The sequence below is a fragment of the Ferrimonas pelagia genome, assembly GCF_039543565.1.
Taxonomy (GTDB): domain Bacteria; phylum Pseudomonadota; class Gammaproteobacteria; order Enterobacterales; family Shewanellaceae; genus Ferrimonas; species Ferrimonas pelagia.
The window spans coordinates 14,110-32,357 of record NZ_BAABJZ010000095.1 but is presented as its reverse complement, the minus strand read 5'-3'; the positions used below and the strand labels follow the sequence as shown (position 1 = coordinate 32,357).

At 58.9% G+C, this 18,248-nt stretch carries 12 protein-coding genes; 5 read left to right on the top strand and 7 right to left on the bottom strand.

All coding sequences use genetic code 11. The features are described from left to right. Positions 1-65 precede the first annotated feature (65 nt). From ABEA08_RS15955 to glyQ, 3 genes are all read right to left on the bottom strand, one after another. Complete coding sequence (locus ABEA08_RS15955) at positions 66-1,103, bottom strand: GMP reductase (protein WP_345336362.1); 1,038 nt, start codon at positions 1,101-1,103, stop codon at positions 66-68. 590 nt (positions 1,104-1,693) lie between these two features. Then, positions 1,694-3,787: a glycine--tRNA ligase subunit beta gene (glyS, locus tag ABEA08_RS15950; protein WP_345336361.1), complete on the bottom strand. Its 2,094-nt coding sequence runs from the start codon at positions 3,785-3,787 to the stop codon at positions 1,694-1,696. A 7-nt stretch (positions 3,788-3,794) separates the two neighbouring features. Then, positions 3,795-4,706 (bottom strand): glycine--tRNA ligase subunit alpha, encoded by a 912-nt coding sequence (gene glyQ, locus ABEA08_RS15945; RefSeq protein WP_345336360.1) that lies wholly within the window; start codon positions 4,704-4,706, stop codon positions 3,795-3,797. Between the two features lie 137 nt (positions 4,707-4,843). On the opposite strand from glyQ, the gene ABEA08_RS15940 reads away from it, so the two are divergent. Then, entirely contained in the window at positions 4,844-5,419 is a 576-nt protein-coding gene (locus ABEA08_RS15940; RefSeq protein WP_345336359.1) for a DNA-3-methyladenine glycosylase I, read from the top strand. A 56-nt stretch (positions 5,420-5,475) separates the two neighbouring features. On the opposite strand, the gene ABEA08_RS15935 is transcribed toward ABEA08_RS15940, so the two are convergent. Both ABEA08_RS15935 and tusA read right to left on the bottom strand, forming a co-directional pair. Next, on the bottom strand, positions 5,476-8,679 hold the full coding sequence (locus tag ABEA08_RS15935; RefSeq protein WP_345336358.1) for an amidohydrolase family protein: 3,204 nt from the start codon (positions 8,677-8,679) through the stop codon (positions 5,476-5,478). A gap of 116 nt (positions 8,680-8,795) precedes the next feature. Continuing rightward, entirely contained in the window at positions 8,796-9,041 is a 246-nt protein-coding gene (gene tusA / locus ABEA08_RS15930; protein ID WP_345336357.1) for a sulfurtransferase TusA, read from the bottom strand. A 189-nt stretch (positions 9,042-9,230) separates the two neighbouring features. On the opposite strand from tusA, the gene ABEA08_RS15925 reads away from it, so the two are divergent. Then, positions 9,231-11,111 (top strand): methyl-accepting chemotaxis protein, encoded by a 1,881-nt coding sequence (locus tag ABEA08_RS15925; protein WP_345336356.1) that lies wholly within the window; start codon positions 9,231-9,233, stop codon positions 11,109-11,111. A 73-nt stretch (positions 11,112-11,184) separates the two neighbouring features. Here the strand turns inward: ABEA08_RS15925 and fadA are convergent, their stop codons facing one another. Beyond that, positions 11,185-12,348 carry an acetyl-CoA C-acyltransferase FadA gene (fadA, locus tag ABEA08_RS15920; protein ID WP_345336355.1) on the bottom strand — a complete coding sequence of 388 codons (1,164 nt, stop codon included), beginning with the start codon at positions 12,346-12,348 and terminating at the stop codon, positions 11,185-11,187. Between the two features lie 12 nt (positions 12,349-12,360). After that, positions 12,361-14,511, bottom strand: a complete 2,151-nt coding sequence (gene fadB, locus ABEA08_RS15915; protein ID WP_345336354.1) for a fatty acid oxidation complex subunit alpha FadB — start codon at positions 14,509-14,511, stop codon at positions 12,361-12,363. Between the two features lie 184 nt (positions 14,512-14,695). Between fadB and pepQ the strand changes: the two genes are divergently transcribed. The 3 genes from pepQ (at position 14,696) to ABEA08_RS15900 (ending at position 18,241) form a co-directional block, all read left to right on the top strand. Further along, positions 14,696-16,006 (top strand): Xaa-Pro dipeptidase, encoded by a 1,311-nt coding sequence (pepQ, locus tag ABEA08_RS15910; protein WP_345336353.1) that lies wholly within the window; start codon positions 14,696-14,698, stop codon positions 16,004-16,006. 93 nt (positions 16,007-16,099) lie between these two features. Further along, on the top strand, positions 16,100-16,714 hold the full coding sequence (locus ABEA08_RS15905; RefSeq protein WP_345336352.1) for a YigZ family protein: 615 nt from the start codon (positions 16,100-16,102) through the stop codon (positions 16,712-16,714). 69 nt (positions 16,715-16,783) lie between these two features. Further along, positions 16,784-18,241, top strand: coding sequence for a TrkH family potassium uptake protein (locus ABEA08_RS15900; protein ID WP_345336351.1), 1,458 nt, complete (start codon positions 16,784-16,786; stop codon positions 18,239-18,241). The last annotated feature ends 7 nt before the right edge of the window (positions 18,242-18,248 follow it).

Genomic DNA, 18,248 nt, shown 5'->3' with positions numbered 1-18,248 from the left:
TGTTTCACGTGAAACAAAAAAGGCGCAGCCCTATGGGTCTGCGCCTTTCTTCTTAAGCTCGTCTATCAGCTGTAGACGCGGTTTTCTTGCTCGTTTACGCGGATAAAGGTGGTCCGCTTGGTCAGCTCTTTTAGCTTGGTTGCACCCACATAGGTACAGGTGGAGCGCACGCCACCCAGGATATCCTGTACGGTGTTTTCAACCGGGCCACGGTAAGGCAGCATTACGGTCTTGCCTTCAGAAGCGCGGTATTTAGCAACGCCACCGTTGTGCTTGTTCATCGCGGTGTCAGAGCTCATGCCGTAGAAGGCAACGAAGGTTTTGCCGTCCTGCTCTACGCGCTCGCCGCCGGACTCGTCGTGACCGGCCAGCATGCCGCCCAACATTACGAAGTCAGCCCCGCCACCAAAGGCCTTGGATACGTCACCGGCACAGCTGCAGCCGCCGTCGCCGATGATCTGACCGCCCAGACCGTGGGCCGCATCGGCACACTCAATGATGGCGGACAGCTGAGGATAGCCGACACCGGTCTTCACACGGGTGGTACAAACGGAGCCAGGACCAATGCCCACTTTAACGATATCGGCGCCACACAGGATCAGCTCTTCAGCCATCTCGCCGGTTACGACGTTACCCGCGACGATCACCTTGGACGGGAAGGTGGCGCGGACCTTAGCGACGTAGTCGACGAAGGCCTGCTGGTAGCCGTTGGCCACATCGATGCAGATAAAACGCAGCTGTGGGAAGTCGTTGAGCAAGGTGCACAGTTTGCCAAATTCGCGCTCAGAAGTGCCGGTGGAAACCATGATGTGCTGGTAGATCCTTTCGTCCTGGCTGGCCAGGAACTCGCCCCACTGCTCGATGCTGTAATGCTTGTGGATGGCGGTCAGCATCTCGTGCTCGGCCAGCGCTGCGGCGATCTCAAAAGTACCGACGGTATCCATGTTGGCGGCAATGACAGGGACGCCAGTCCAGTCGCCTTCGGCGTGCTTAAACTGGAACGTGCGACGGAGATCGACTTCAGAACGGCTCTTTAGCGTAGAACGCTTAGGGCGAAACAGAACGTCTTTAAAGCCTAATTTGATGTCAGATTCGATATGCATGGTCTATCCCGGTTACTTCTGGAGAAATTCAAAGCGACGGGATGAGACTGGTAGGAATGATTTCAGACCAGCACGAACCCGCCATAAAAAAGCGTGCGCACCGGTTTTGGGCATTATAGGGAGAAACTTCCGTTGGCCAATCTTTTTCGTTAGAACGCCCATTCCTCTGAAAAGGACAATAAAAAAACACGCAGGAAGTGATGCCCGCGTTATTCTACCCTGAACATCTTGCGCTTGATGCCCCCTTATCTACTGCGCTTCTGTCGCCGTTTCGTGACCGGGCTGCTTCTTTGTCTTCTTCTCTTTCGCCGCCCCGGCGTTCGACGTCTTTGCCGACAACACACCACTTGCTTCATGCCGTTTGCAGCGACTTTACTCGTTATGCTCTGTGCGGCGTATCGAGACCAACTCACACCCAGAAGCCATACCCTCGGGACATGGATTGGTCGTGTTAGTCTATCCGGAACCACCTTGTTGCTTTCTGGCTATCGCGACGCGCAGGCGGGGTTGTTGGTGCAGTCTGTGGTAGACACAAAAAAGGCCACCTTGCGGTGGCCTCGGGGCATTTGGTTGAAGAGCTGTCGAGCCGCTTATTGCTGCAGCAACGAGATATCCCCTACCTGCATAAACAATCCACGCAGTTGCTTGAGCAGCGCCTGACGGTTCGCTCGCAGCGCGAGATCATCCGCATTCACCATCACTTCATCGAAGAAGGTATCGACGCCTTCACGCAGCTCGGCCAACTTGGTCAAACCCTGCTGGTATTCACCCGCGGCGTACAATGGCGTGATCTCAGCCGCTACTTCGGCGATCTTCGCAGCCAGTACTTTTTCGGCACTTTCCTGCAGCAGCTCGCCGTTGACGTTGTCAGCGATCTCGCCTTCGACCTTGGCCAAGATATTGCCGACCCGCTTGTTGGCGGCGGCCAGGGCCTCTGCGGCGTCCAGGCTACGGAAGTGTTGTACCGCTTTGACGCGCTGATCGAAATCAACAGGACGGGTCGGGCGTACTGCCAGAACAGCCTGGATCACGTCAACCGGGAAGCCTTCTTCTTGATACCAGGCACGGAAGCGGGCCAGCATAAAGTCAACGACCTGATCGCACACCTTCACGGCCTGCTTGGGATCGTTCTCCAGCTTGCCTTGTTCGGCGAACAGGCTGTAGCTGTAGGCGGCCAGATCGAATAGATCCAGTGGCAGCTTCTTCTCTACCGCGATACGCAGCACGCCGATGGCAGCGCGGCGCAGGGCAAACGGGTCGCGATCGGCTTTTGGTGGCTGACCAATGCCGAAGATCCCTACTAGGGAATCCATCTTATCAGCGATGGCCAGTGCCTGGGCCACACCGGAGCCCGGCAGATCGTCACCGGCGTAGCGAGGCTGGTACTGCTCGTTCAGCGCGATGGCAACGGCTTCCGCTTCGCCATCGTGGCGGGCGTAGTGCATGCCCATAATGCCTTGGGTGTCGGTAAATTCGAACACCATGTCGGTCATCAAGTCACACTTGGACAGCAAGCCGGCACGGGCAGCGTGGGCTTGATCGGCGCCGATCAAGCCAGCGACATGCTCTGCCATGCCTTGGATCCGGTCGGTCTTGTCTTTGAGGGTACCCAGTTGCTTCTGGAACAGCACGGACTCCAGACGCGGCAGCTGAGCTTCCAGTTTCTGCTTCTTATCGGTATTGAAGAAGAACTCGGCATCGGCCAGACGTGGGCGTACCACTTTCTCGTTCCCGTCGATCACTACAGCTGGATCTTTCGATTCGATGTTGGAGACGAAGATGAACTTCGGCATCAGCTTGCCGTCGTTGTCGTATACCGGGAAGTACTTTTGATCGCCCTTCATGGTGTACACCAACGCTTCGGCCGGTACCTTCAAGAACTCCGGCTCAAAGGATGCGGTCAGCACCACTGGCCATTCAACCAGCGAAGTCACCTCCTCCAGCAGCTCATCGTCCATGTCGGCGTTGCCACCGATGGCCGCTGCAGCTGCAGCAATACCTTCTGTGATCTGCGCTTTACGGGCTTCGTAATCCGCCAGTACGTAATTACCGTCCAGCAGCAGCTGAGGGTACTGATCGGCAGACTCAATGTTCAGGAACTGCTCACCCATAAAGCGGTGGCCCTGAATGGTGGTGCTGCTTTCTTTACCCAGAATGGTGGCGTCGATGGACTCGTTGCCCAGCAACAGGGTCACGGTTTTCACCGGGCGGATAAACTGGATGTCGGATGAGCCCCAGCGCATTGGCTTAGGGATAGGCAGTTTAGCCAGTGCCTGAGCCACCAAGTCTGGCAGCAGGCCTTGGACCGGCTGACCTTTAACTTCCGCTTTGTGCAGCAGCCATTCGCCTTTGTCGGTCTTCATGCGACCGGCCTGCTCAACAGTAATGCCGTTGCCGCGGGCCCAGCCTTGGGCGGCTTTGGTCGGGTTGCCGTCGGCGTCAAACGCGGAGGCGATGGCCGGGCCACGTTTCTCAACGATCTTATCCGGCTGGCTGGTCGCCATATCGGCGATTTTGATCGCCAGGCGGCGTGGCGAGGCGAACCACTCCATTTTTCCGTGCGGCACTTCGGCCTTGTCCAGGTTGGCGATCAGGTTAGCGGCAAAGGATTCCGCCAAGGTGCGCAGAGATTTTGGTGGCAGCTCTTCGGTGCCGATCTCAACTAAAAAAGTGTGTTGTGTCATCGTGCCCTCACTGCTTTGGTTTGCACATTGGGAAGCCCAGGGCTTCACGGGAGGCGTAGTACGCTTCAGCAACCGCTTTAGACAGGGTGCGAATGCGCAGGATGTAGCGTTGACGCTCAGTCACGGAGATGGCCTTGCGGGCATCCAGCATGTTAAAGGCGTGGCCGGCATCCAGTACGCGCTCGTAAGCGGGCAGTGGCAGTGGCTTTTCCAGTGCCAGCAATTTCTGACACTCTTTTTCGGACTGGTCGAACTGGAAGAACAGTGCATCCACATCGGCGTGTTCGAAGTTGTAGGTCGACTGCTCGATCTCGTTTTGCAGGAACACATCCCCGTAGGTGATGGTGCCAAACGGGCCGTCGGCCCAGATCAGATCGTAGACGTTGTCGACGCCCTGAACGTACATGGCCAGACGCTCAAGACCATAGGTGATCTCGCCGGTTACCGGGCGGCACTCAAGGCCACCAACCTGCTGGAAGTAGGTGAACTGGGTCACTTCCATGCCATCCAGCCAGACTTCCCAGCCCAGACCCCAGGCACCCAGAGTCGGATTCTCCCAGTTGTCTTCGACGAAACGGATGTCGTGGACTTCCGGATCCATACCAATGGCTTTCAGTGAGCCCAGATACAGCTCCTGGATGTTGTCCGGCGCCGGCTTCATCATCACCTGATACTGGTAATAGTGCTGCAGGCGGTTCGGGTTTTCACCGTAACGGCCATCAGTCGGGCGACGGGACGGTTGGACGTAGGCAGCGGCAAACGGCTCTGGGCCGATGGCGCGCAGACAGGTCAGCGGGTGGGAAGTACCGGCGCCGACTTCCATGTCCAGCGGCTGAACTACGGCACAGCCTTGCTGGGCCCAGTAGTCCTGCAGAGCCATGATCAGGCCCTGAAAGGTCTTGGTGTCATACTTATGCATGGGATCTCACCTGAATGCGGTGTGGAATTGGATAAATGGGGCTGATTATACCCTGTGCCGATCGGCGAATGTAGGTTAAATTTTAACGATGTGCGTTGGATATTCGCTGAAAGGGGGGTCAATTGGGGGAGTTGGTCATGGAAGCAGAACGGTGCAGTTGGTGCGGGACGGATCCGCTGTATGTGGCGTATCACGATGAGCAGTGGGGTCGACCGGTTTTTGATAAGCGCGAACTGTTTGAAAAGTTGTGTCTGGATGGCCAGCAGGCGGGACTGTCTTGGCTGATCATCCTACGCAAAACCGAAAATTATCGAGCGGCTTTTGATGGGTTCGATCCCTACAAGATCGCCTTGTATGACGAGGCGAAAGTGGAAGCGCTGTTGCAAGATCCCGGCATTGTCCGCAACCGGCTGAAGGTAAACTCGATCATCAAAAACGCCCGTGCGTATTTGGCAATGGAGGCCAACGGCGTCGATTTCTCCCAGTACCTTTGGGGCTTCGTCGGTGGCCAGCCCATTGTCAATCAGCGGCAGGCTATGAGTGAGGTGCCTGCCACCAGCGCCGAGTCTGACGCCATGAGCAAGGCGCTGAAAAAAGCCGGCTTTAACTTTGTTGGCAGCACCATCTGTTACGCCTTTATGCAGGCGGTGGGGATGGTCAACGATCATCTGGTGCAGTGCCCCAGCTATCAGGCCTGCTTGCTAGAAGAATAAAAAACGCCTGCGATTGCAGGCGTTTTTGTGAGAGTGAGTGGTTGCTCACAAAATGTTTACAACTTCACGCTTTCGAAGAAGAAGGCTTGTCGTTGCTGGCCTTTGCCGTCGATGCGATCCATGGTTTTGGCGTCAAACAGGCGGCCATTGACCATGGTGTATTGCACCTTATCGGAGTCGCGAATATCGGCCAATGGGTTGCCATCGATCACGATCAGATCCGCCAGCTTGCCCGCGCTGATGGAGCCGAGTTGATGCTCCATGCCGAAGTGAATGGCTGGGTTCAGGGTGGCGGTTTTCAGCGCCTCCAGATTGCTCATGCCGCCTTGGGCAAACATCCAGATCTCCCAGTGCGCACCGAGCCCCTCACGCTGACCATGGGCACCGATCATGCTTCTCACGCCGAGATCCCCGACCTCCTTGGCGCCCCGGGCGACATTGAAGTGGTTGTAGTGTTCATCCGGCGCGGTGGGGCGGCGCATGGCACGGCTGCGCAGGATATCCTTGGGCACATAGGCGGAAAGGCGCGGGTGGTTCCACACCTCGGTTTTGTCGTACCAGTAGTTTTCGCCCCAAATGCCACCATAGGCGACCACCAAGGTTGGGGTGTAACCCACCTCAGTCTGAGACCAGAACTGCTTGATGTCGTCATACAGGTTGGCCGCAGGCAGGCTGTGCTCGATGCCGGTGTGGCCATCGGCGATCATGCTCAGATTGTGTTGCAGCAGCGAGCCGCCCTCTGGCACCACCATCATCTCCAGCTCACGCGCGGCGGCGATCACCTGTTGGCGTTGATTGCGGCGGGGTTGGTTGTAGCTCTTCACACTGAAGGCACCGACCGCCTTGAGGCGGGACAGGTGGAACTTGGCGTCTTCCAGCGAGTCGATGTGGGCGGTGTAACCGGGTCCGTCTGCGCCGTACAAAATGGTGCCGGTGGAGAAGATCCGCGGAGCAACGATCTCACCCGCTTTTTGCAGCTCGCTGGCGGCGAACACCTCGGTGGTGTCGTTAGAGGGATCGTGGATGCTGGTGACCCCCAGCGCTAAGCCAGCGTAGTTGATCCAGTTCTGCTGCGGGATGATCTCATCCTGACCTTGGCTGCCATGGGCGTGGGCATCAAAGATCCCCGGCATCAGGGTTTTACCGTGGATCTCGATCACCTGCGCGCCTTTCGGGATCTCGAGATCGGTGCCGACCGCGACGATCTTGTTGCCTTCTACGATCACGGTGGCCTCGCTCAGCACCTGATCGCCGTCCATGGTGAGCACCTGGCCGCCGACAAAGGCAATGGTTCCACGTGGAACCTCGGCGTCGCCCGTTAGGCCGATGGAGCGCACCTGGGCGTCAACCTCCAGCTCAGCACCGGGTTCAAACAGGCGTTCGAGCGTGACTTGGTACAGATCCGGTCCCAGGTTCCAGTACAGACTCGCGCTGTCATTGGTCCAGCTGATCTGCTCGCCCGCCCGCTGCGACAGCTGTTTGACTGGCAGACCGCCGCCATTGGGTCCTATCTTCAGGATTTCGCCATGATGCGCCAAGGGGGTGACAAACACCTTAAAGCGTTCGGCAAAGGCCAGATGCTTGCCGTTGGGGGCGACGTGAAACTCGGTGGCGTGATCCGAAGTGAAGTGCACCCGCTCCTCAAAGCCGTGAATGCCGACGCTGACCAGCGCCGGTTTGCCCGCTTCGCTGCTGGTAAAATAGACGCGGTCATTGTCTGCCCCAAAGTGGGGCCGGTTGCCGCGCTTGCTGATCCGCTTCGGCTCGGCTTTCTTGTTGGTCAGATCGACCGAATAGATCCCAGGTTCTCGGTTCCAGCTGCGTGGGGTGATGTAGTAGCCCTTGCTCTTGCGAAATACCAAGGTATCGCCGTCCGGCGAAAACGCAGGCTCGACGTACTTGCCGGGCTCGGTGGTGAGTATGCGTTCACGCTTGCGGCGTAGATCCCGTAGAACCACCTTGCCTTGCGCTTGATCATCCCAGCTGACGTACGCGAGTTGCTTGCCATCTCGTGACCACGCAGGGAACAGCTCAAAGCTGCTGTCTTGCTTGGTTAAACGTTTTGGCTTGCCATCGGGCAGGCTTTGCAGCCAGATCTTACCGAGCGCTTCGAACACCAGTTGCTTGCCGTTGGGCGAGACCGACATCTGTCGCAGCATTTTCACCTGGAACTGGTCTTGATCCAGATCCTGAGCGAAGCGCACGGCGGGTTGGATCTGCTTGTCGGCTTTGACGTGGAAGGGGATCACCTCGCTGCTGCCTTGATCGACGTCCAGCTTGTGGATCTGGCCGCCAGCCCAGAACACCAGGTGTGTGTTGTCCGGGGTCCAGGCTAGGGTGGGGTAAACCCCATGGATGGCCCAGGTTTCCTGCATGTCGCGGTCGAGTTGGTCGTATACCTTGCGGGTCTCACCGGAAGTGAGGTCGTACAGATACAGCGCGCTTTGGAACCCATCGCGGGCGATGTAGGCCAGAGTTTTGCCATCTGGGCTTGGGGTGGGGCGAATGGCACCGCCACTGCCCTCCAGCAGCACGTCGATCTCACCGCTGTGGCGGTCGTAGCGCTTGATCTTGTAGATCCCTTTGACCGAGTCCTTGGAATAGTGGAAGGTCTTGCCCGGCGTCGCATCTTGCGAGAAGTAGAGGTAACGGCCATCGGGGGAAAAGGCGGGCTCGCCCAGATCTTTCTGGTCATTCTCCCGCGCGGTCAGCTTCACGCCTTCGCCACCGCCGAGGTGGTACATCCAGACTTCACCGGCGCCTAAGCTGCGGCGGGCGGTATAGTGTTTGCGGCCGACCAGATAATCACCATCCGGGCTCCAGGCTGGACTGTTGAGCAGGCGGAAGTCTTCACTGGTGACCGCCTGCGCGTCGCTGCCGTCGGCATTGACGATCCACAGGTTGTCGCCGCCGTCCCTATCCGAGGTGAAGGCGATGCGTTTGCCGTCGGGGCTGAAGCGAGGCTGCATGTGCCAGGCGATCCCTTGCACCAGCGGCGTGGCTTCGCCGCCAGAGAGGGGCATGGTGTAGATATCGCCGAGCAGATCAAACACCAGGGTTTTGCCATCGGGGCTGATGTCGACGTTCATCCAGGTGCCTTGCTGCACGTCAATTTGGATGGTTTGCAATGGGGCGTTGGCGGGTTGGTCAACCTGCCATTGCGGATCTGAGGTTTGATCGCTTGCGCTGTCGGCCTGCAGTGGCGCGCTCAGCAAGCCACTGGCAGCCAGTGCCAGGGCGAGAGTGGTTGGCTTGAACATGACGGTCCCTGTTGTTATCGATGTTGTTCGAGTGCAAATCGAGTGTAACAACAGGGGGCGGGGGCTCAAAGGCCGGGTCTAGGGGAATGTGTTTGCGACTGTAAAGTGGTTTGGGATCAGTTGCCTTTGCGGATCAGGTAGCGATAGGGTGCGCTATCGATGTCGCTGGCGAGCAGTTCGTGATCCATAAAGCGGCAAAAGCTGGGAATATCCCGGGTGGTGGAGGGATCGTCCGCAGTCACCAGTAAGGTCTCACCGGCGTCCATCTTACGCACGGTTTTTCGCACCATCATCACTGGCTCTGGGCAGCGGAGCCCCATGGCGTCCAATTGGTGTTGTGCAGTGGCAAATAGCTCGGTCATAACGGTCTCGCTGGTTAAAAAATACGCGCGGTATCATACGCCGCTGGTAGATGGGTGCAAGTCTTGGGCAACCGGAAGCGTGATCGACCGCCACTTTGTTGTAAGACCTTGGTAAACGCTAGCCGCTTCGCATTGGCGATCCGTTAGCATAGCGCCCATCTGGCAAGGCTTAATAACAACGAGAAAAACATGATCTTATCCTTAAAGTCTAGATTGGTGCTCTCTTTTGCTGGTCTGGTGATCTTTACCAGCTCGGTGCAGGGCTGGTTGAGCGATCGGCGACTGGAGCGGGAGATCAGCGACAGTATTGCCCAGCAAATGCATGCGACGGCACGCGCGACACAGGCGGGGATCGATCATTGGTTACAAGGGCGCGAGCGCCTGCTTCAGGCCAATCTTGCCCCCATCGCCGGTGAGGATAAGGCGGAGCGAGAGCTGCTGCTGACCAAGCGAGCCGGGGATTTCCTGTCGGTGTACGCCGGTTTTGTCGATGGCAGCATCGCCTATGGCGACAAGACGGAATCTTGGCCGATTGATTACGATCCGCGCACGCGGCCTTGGTATCAAAATGCCAGTGCGGCTTCCGGTTTGATCTACACCCAGCCGTATCAGGACATCGACGGTGATATGGTGATCAGCATCGCGCAGGCGTTTGCGGGCGTGCATCAAGGAGTGCTGGCGGCCGATATCACGGTCAATGACATTATCAGCGAGGTTCTAAACGTGCAGCTGGCGTATCGAGGCGGCGCTCTGTTGCTGGATAGCGATAACCACATTGTGGCGTATCGTGATCCCGCGCTGGCGGGGCAGCCGGTAGCCCAGTTGGAGCCGCGGCTGACGGCCCAATGGCTGCAGCAGCAGCGCGCCAGCCAGCAATTAGCCTCTATTGAGCATCAAGGCGAGACTCAGTTGATGCTGGCCGTGCCGATCGAGGGGCCAAACTGGACCTTGCTGCTGTTTATTGAACAGCGGGATGCCTTTGCTGCCGTGGCCGAGGCGCGACGGGGCCTAGTGTGGACCACCTTGCTGTTGTTGATCGGCGCCGGCCTCTTTTCCTGGTGGCGGGCGGTACGCTTGGTGCGTCCGCTGAGATGGTTGCAGCGGGCGATCGGTCAATTGGCCGATGGTCACGGCGATCTGACGCAGCGGCTTACGGTGCGGCAGCAGGATGAGATCGGTTTGGTGGTGCAGAACCTCAATCGCTTTATCGCGCAATTGCAGCAGATCGTTCAGCAGATCGGCCAAGGGACCGGTGAGATGGCTGACAAGGCACAGCAGTCCAGTGCGCTATCGAGTCGCAGTCAGCAGGTGCTGGTGCAGCAACACACTCAGGTTGAACAGATCGCCAGTGCCATTGCACAGATGGATGTGGCGGCGGCGGAGGTTGCCGAGAACGCCGAGCAAACCAAGCTGGCGGTGCAGCAAAGTGAGCTTGCGTGTATTCAGGGTCAACAGACCATGAGTCGCAACCATGAGGCGACCCAATCGTTGGTGCAAGAGCTGGCAGGCGCGACCGAGATCATCTCGCAATTGGCGCAGGATACCCAGGGGATCGGCCAGATCTTGGCGACGATTGAGAACTTGGCGGATCAAACCAATCTACTGGCGCTCAATGCCGCCATTGAAGCGGCGCGCGCCGGCGAGCAGGGTCGCGGTTTTGCCGTGGTGGCGGACGAGGTGCGGGTGTTGAGCCAGCGCACCCATGCGTCCACGGAGGAGATCCGTGCCATGATCGGCCAGCTCCAAGAGCAGTCTGAGCAGGCGGTGCGTGCCATGGCGAGCAGTAGTACAAATGCCGAGCACAGCGTGTGTCAGGCGCAGGAAACGGCTGCCTATTTTGCTCAGATCACCGAGGCGATCAACGGAGTGGCCCGCCGCACCTATGAGATCGCGGCCGCGTCAGAGGAGCAGCGCACGGTATCCGCCAACGTGCGAGACAACACCGTCCAGATCAAGCAGGTTGCTGATCAGATGTTGGCCTTGGGGCAGGACAGCCGTGCCGCAACCGAGATCATTCATGGTGACGCCGAGCATTTGGCGCAGGTGGTCGGCCGTTTCCGTACCGAATAACGGGATCCAACGACAAAAGGGCCAGCATTTGCTGGCCCTTTTTTATGGATATCGTGAGAGCGGGCAGTCGCGCTTACACCCGCTCAAACACGGTCGCGATCCCCTGGCCCAGGCCGATGCACATGGTGGCCAGGCCTAAGGTGGCATCTTTGGATTCCATCAGGTTGATCAGCGTGGTGCTGATCCGCGCGCCGGAGCAGCCCAGCGGGTGGCCCAAAGCGATGGCCCCGCCGTTGAGGTTCACCTTGTCCTCGACCACCTCGGTCAAACCGAGATCCTTTACGCAGGGCAGGGATTGGGCGGCAAAGGCCTCATTAAGCTCGATGACGTCCAGATCGGCCACGCTTAAGCCGGCACGCTTCAGCGCTTTCTGGGTGGCGGGCACCGGGCCGTAACCCATGATAGAGGGATCACAGCCGGCCACGGCCATCGACCTAATACGGGCACGAATGGGCAGGCCCAGCGCCTTGGCTTTGGCTTCACTCATGATCAGCATGGCGGCGGCGCCATCGGACAGAGCCGAGGAGGTACCGGCGGTGACGGTGCCATTGACCGGGTCAAACACCGGACGCAGGCCAGCCAGACTTTCCAGGCTGGTTTCTGGGCGGATCACCTCATCGTGGGTCACCTTGATCAGGTTACCGCTGGGATCGTGCCCTTCCAGTGGCGCGATCTCCGCCTCAAACCGGCCTTCAATGGACGCTGCGTGGGCGCGTTGATGGGAGCGGACGGCGAACGCGTCCTGCTGCTCGCGGCTGATCCCGTGCATTTTGCCCAGCATCTCGGCGGTGAGGCCCATCATTCCTGCGGCCTTGGCGACGTTGTGCGCCAGTCCCGGGTGGAAATCCAAGCCGTGGTTCATCGGCACATGGCCCATGTGCTCGACGCCACCGACGATAAAGGCATCGCCGTCGCCCACCATGATGGCGCGGGTGGCGTCGTGGATGGCTTGCATCGATGAGCCGCATAAGCGGTTAACGGTTACGGCACCGACGGACTTGGGCAGGCCCGCCAGTAGCGCGGCATTGCGGCCCACGTTAAAGCCCTGCTCTAGGGTTTGCTGCACACAGCCCCAGATCACGTCCTCGAGCTCGGTTGGATCCAGTTGGGGATTACGCACCAACAACTGCTGCATCAGATGGGCGGAAAGGGATTCTGAGCGCACATGGCGGAAGACCCCGGCTTTGGAGCGCCCCATGGGGGTGCGGATACAATCAACAATGACTGCCTGGTTCATGATGACGACTCCTTACTGTCCTTGATAGAAGCGCTCGCCACTCTGGGCCATGGCGCGAAGGTTATCGGTGATCTGATACAGGGGACCGAGGTGAGCGTAGCTGTCGGCCATGGCCACGAAGCGATCCAGGCCGATGGTATCGAGGTAACGGAAGACACCGCCGCGGAATGGCGGGAAGCCCAGGCCGTACATCAGTGCCATGTCGGCCTCTGCCGGGGTCGCGATGATCCCCTCTTCTAGGCAGCGCACGGTTTCATTGATCATCGGTACCATGGTGCGGGCAATGATACTTTCTGGATCAAGCGGTTGCGCCGGGCCATAGGCTTGCTCCAGCAGAGCCAGTGCCTCGGCATCAACGGATTTCTTCGGCTTGCCTTTGCGATCGGGGGCGTAACTGAAGAAGCCCTTGCTGTTTTTCTGGCCGTAGCGATCGGCCTGGAACATCAGATCGACCGGATCCTTGTCCAGTTTTCCCATGCGCTCAGGGAAGCCTGCGGCCATCACATCGAGGCAGTGGTGAGCGGTATCGATACCGACCACATCGAGCAGATAGGCCGGGCCCATGGGCCAACCAAACTGCTTGCTCATGACTTTGTCGATCAACTGGAAGTCGATCCCCTCCTGCAGCATCAGGCTGAAGCCGGCAAAATAGGGGAACAGCACTCGGTTGACGAAGAAGCCCGGGCAGTCATTGACCACGATCGGGGTTTTGCCGATCTGGGCGGCGTAGGCCACCACCTTGGCGACGGTTTCATCGGAGGTGTGCTCGCCGCGGATCACCTCAACCAGAGGCATCTTATGCACCGGGTTAAAGAAGTGCATGCCGCAGAACTGTTGAGGGCGCTGCAGGTGGCTGGCCAGCGAATCGATGGAGATGGTTGAGGTGTTGGAGGTCAGCACGGCGTCGTCGCGCACGACAGCTTCGATCTCGGCCAGCACCATCCCTTTCACTTTTGGGTTTTCCACCACGGCTTCGACCACCACATCCGCATGGGCGACGGCGTTGTTGTCTAAGCTCGGTACTATGTTATTGAGCACCTTGGCCATCGCCGCTGGCTTGAGCCGGCCGCGATTGAGCTGGGCGGTTAACAGCTTAGCGGCTTCGTTCAAGCCTAATTCCAGTGCGGGCTGGGCGATGTCCTTCATTACCACTGGGACGCCTTTGCTGGCGGACTGGTAGGCGATGCCACCGCCCATGATCCCGGCGCCCAGTACCGCCGCGGACGCAACCGGCGTACCGGCTTTGGCGGCTTGCTTGGCCAGGCCTTTGACGTATTGGTCGCTGAGGAAGTTGCCGACCATGGCGCTGGCCTGCTCGGTGGTTGCCAGCGACAGGAAGGCGGCGTGCTCCGCTTTCAGAGCCTCGGTGCGACCCAGTCCGGCGGCTTGTTCGACCAGCTTCACCATGGTGTGGGGAGCCGGATAATGCGGACCGGCCTTCATGGCGACCATGCCTTTGGCGCTGGTGAAGGCCATGGCGGCTTCGATCTTGCTCAGCCCCAATGGCGCTTGTTTCTTGGCGCGGCGTGCCTGCCAGTCGATCTCTCCGTTGAGGGCGCGTTTTACCAAGATCAGGGCGGCTGCATTCAGATCGTCGTGGATCAGCGCATCAATGGCGCCGATCTTCAGTGCGGCGTCGGGGCGTTGGGGCCGGCCGGTGGTCATCCATTCCAACGCATTGTCTGCGCCGATCAATCGAGGCAGACGGACGGTGCCGCCAAATCCGGGCAGGATCCCCAAGCCCACTTCCGGCAGTCCGATCCGCGCGGTCTGATCGGCCACGCGCAGATCACAGGCCAAAATGGCTTCGCAGCCGCCGCCTAGGGCAAAACCGCGGATCGCAGCCACCGTAGGCACGGGCAGATCTTCCATTTTATTGAAGACCTTATTGGCGTCGATCAGCCATTGCTCGAGGACGGATTGGGGCTCGGCAAACAGCGCGGTAAATTCAGTGATGTCGGCGCCGACAATAAAGGCAGATTTGCCGCTGGTGACGACGACACCTTGTAGATCCGCTTGCTGGCCAAGGGCATCCAGCGCTTGGTCGAATTCGGCAAGGGTGGCTCGATCAAACTTATTGACGGAGCCGGCGGCGTCGAATCGTAATTCGGCGATCCCAGGCTCCAGCCAATCAACGTAAAGCGCATTGCTCTGATAAATCATGTTGGCTTCCTTAATTTACCACGTCCGTGTTTCCATGATGGCGTGCTGGCATTGTGAGCAAGTGTGATTTGGCGCACATTAAAATGCAACCCATTTTTTAAACGCTTGTTTAACATCGGTGTGATGACCCCACTCTTGGCGCAGTGATACACTGCGCCGATGCACTGCCATCATTGAGGAAGCCATGGAACGCTTAGCCCCCCTATATGCACAGCACATACACACCCTGCGTCAACGCACCGATCGGCTGCTGGTTCAGCACCAGTGTCCTGGCTTGGTGATCGACTCGGGTCAGGCGTTACCGATCTTCCTCGATGATCTGGATTACCCCTTTAAAGTGAATCCTCATTTCAAACATTGGGTGCCATTAGTAGATACACCCCATTGTTTCCTTATCGTGAAGCCGGGGGAAAAACCGACCCTGTTGTTCTACCGCCCGGTGGATTTCTGGCACAAGGTGCCGCCGGTGCCGAACGCGTTCTGGACCGAGCAGGTTGAGCTTGTGGTGTATGAGCGGCTGGAGCAGTTGGCGGAGTTGATCCCTGCCGGCTACAGCTACATTGGCGCCCATCCAGAGCGGGCCGCTGCATTAAGCGTAGGAGAGACCAACCCGAAAGGGCTGATCGACGCGCTTCATTTTGGTCGCAGTATAAAGAGCGATTATGAGATCGCCTGTTTGCGCGAAGCGAATCGACTGGCGACGCTGGGGCATGTTGCGGCGAAGCAGGCGTTTTTGGCAGGGGAGAGTGAATTTGCCATCCAGCAGGCTTACCTCAGTGCCAGTCTGCACGGTGAGAACGACGTGCCTTACGGCAATATCGTCGCATTGAACGAGCATGCGGCGATATTGCATTACACCCAGCTCGGGCGCCGGGCGCCGGCCCAGAGTCGCAGCTTTTTGATCGACGCCGGTGCTGGCTTCCATGGCTATGCCGCGGACATCACCCGCACCTATGCGTTTGAGCCGAACGGCGGCTTTGCTGAGTTGGTGGCGGCGATGGATCAACAACAGCAGGCGATCAAGGCCCAGATCCGGCCGGGGATCCGCTATACCGAGTTGCATCTCCAGATGCACCAGCGGGTGGCAGAGTTGCTGCTGCAGTTCCGTTTGGCTCAAGGTAGCGTTGAGGCGTTGATCGCCAGTGGGATCACCCAGGCCTTTTTCCCGCATGGTCTGGGCCATCCCATCGGTTTGCAGGTGCATGACGTCGCCGGTTTTATGGACGATGAGAGCGGCACCCATGTGGCGCCTCCGGCCGGTGTCACCCTGCGCTGTACCCGTATGCTTGAGGCGGGCATGGTTTTGACCATCGAGCCGGGCTTGTATGTCATCGATAGCCTGCTCAAAGCGCTGCCTGCGTCGGCGCAGGCGATGCTGCTGCCTGAGCAGATCGATTGGTTGCGACCCTATGGTGGGATCCGCATCGAAGACGGTGTGGTGGTGCTGGCCGAGGGTATCGACGATCTGACGCGGTGCCAGCGGTGGGATGATTGACGCTGGCTTGAAAGCGACGGGGGGATCCTGTAGAAGCGGGAGCTCCCTGGCCGGCGTTGTTGCGGCCCTTTGCGACCAAGAGAGTTTGAAAGCATGAGCCAAGCCCGTTTTGATGTGCCCGCCGGTCCGGTTGAGGTTGAGGAGATCATCAAACGCAGTCGGTTTATTACCCGGATCGAGCGGGTCAGCGTGGGGGCTGAGGCGCGGGCGTATCACGCCCGAATGCGGCAGGTGCATCCGGAAGCGCGGCACCACTGTCTGGCGTTTGCCGCCGGGCGACCCGGCTGTACCCGTGATATTGGCGCCTCGGATGACGGTGAGCCGGCGGGCTCGGCGGGGCGACCGATGCTGAATGTGGTGCTGGGCAGCGGCGTGGGTCAGTTGGCGGCGGTGGTGGTGCGATACTCTGGTGGGATCAAGCTTGGGGTGGGCGGTTTGGTGCGGGCTTATGCCGGCGGGGTCAAGATGGCGCTGGAGGCGCTGGAGACCACCCCGTTTGTGCCGATGATGCAGGCCAGTTTGCTGTGCGACTATGGCGACATGCCATTGATCACCCATTTAACGGAGCGGCATGGGGGCGAGATCCTCGATCAGCAATATGGCGGCCAGATCCAACTGAAGCTGGCTTTGCCCAGTACGACACAGGCTGAATTTGCCCGCGCACTGGCGGACGGCAGTCGGGGTCGCTTGATGCTGAAGCCCGACTGATCGACCGCGTCAATTAACACGCTGGCACGGTTGGAGTATGCTAGCGGCAAATTCCCCAAAAGTGTCTCCATGGAATACCGCACGATAATCCGCATTATTGGCATGCTGGTGGCTGTTTTCAGTGCCACCATGTTGCCGCCAGCCTTGATCGCCTTTCTGTATAAGGATGGCGGGGGGACGGCGTTTATGCAGGCCTTCGGCCTGAGTCTGTTGCTGGGGCTGGTGTTTTGGTATCCCAATCGGCGCGCCAAGGCTGAGTTGAGAACCCGCGAGGGCTTCTTGGTGGTGGTGCTGTTTTGGACGGTGCTGGGATCGATCGGGGCCATTCCCTTTATTCTGTCGGAGCGGCCCGATCTCAGTTTCACCGACGCCATGTTTGAGTCCTTTTCGGCGTTGACCACCACGGGCGCGACGGTGATCACCGGATTGGATGATCTGCCCAAGGCCATCCTGTTCTATCGTCATCTGCTGCAGTGGCTTGGCGGCATGGGGATCATTGTCTTGGCGGTGGCGGTGTTGCCGATGCTGGGCGTGGGGGGCATGCAGCTGTATCGCTGTGAAACGCCGGGCCCGGTCAAAGACAATAAGATGACGCCCAGGATCGCCGAAACGGCGAAGGCGTTGTGGTACATCTATCTCACCATGACACTGGCTTGTGCCGGGGCGTATTACCTCGCGGGCATGGACAGCTTCGATGCCATTGGCCACGCCTTTTCCACCATCGCCATTGGCGGTTTTTCCAGTTATGACGCCAGCATGGGGCACTTTGATAGCGCCACCATCAACCTGATCGCCGTGGTGTTTTTACTGTTGTCGGCGGTCAATTTTAGTCTGCACTTTACCGCCTTTAGCCGGCGCGGGATCCATCTTGCGTCCTACTGGCGCGATGCCGAGGTGCGGATGTTCCTGCTGATCCAGTTAAGCTTGGTGTTGGTGGTGTTCCTGGTGCTGATGAGCCATCAGTTGTATGACTCGCCGGAGGTGGCGCTGGATAAGGCGGTCTTCCAGGCGGTCTCGATGTCGACCACGGCGGGTTTTGCCACCGAAAGCTTCGCGACCTGGCCGCTGTTCTTGCCGATACTGCTGATCTTCTCCAGCTTTATCGGTGGCTGCGCCGGCTCAACGGGCGGCGGGATCAAGGTGGTGCGGATCACCCTGCTGTCGCTGCAGGGGATGCGTGAGCTTAAGCGATTGATCCATCCGCGCGCGCTGTTCTCCATTCGGCTCAACAATAAGGCGGTGTCGGATCGGGTGATTGATGCGGTGTGGGGTTTCTTTGCCGCTTACACCTTAGTGTTTGCGCTGATCATGGTCGCCCTCTTAGCCACAGGGCTGGATGACATCACCGCCTTTTCGGCGACGGCGGCGTCGCTCAATAACTTGGGCCCAGGCTTGGGCGAGGTGGCCTCGCATTACGGCGAGATCAATGCTCCGGCCAAGTGGATCCTGGTGCTGGGCATGCTGTTTGGCCGACTGGAGATCTTCACCCTGTTGGTGCTGTTTACCCCGACATTTTGGAAAAGCTAGGAGCGAC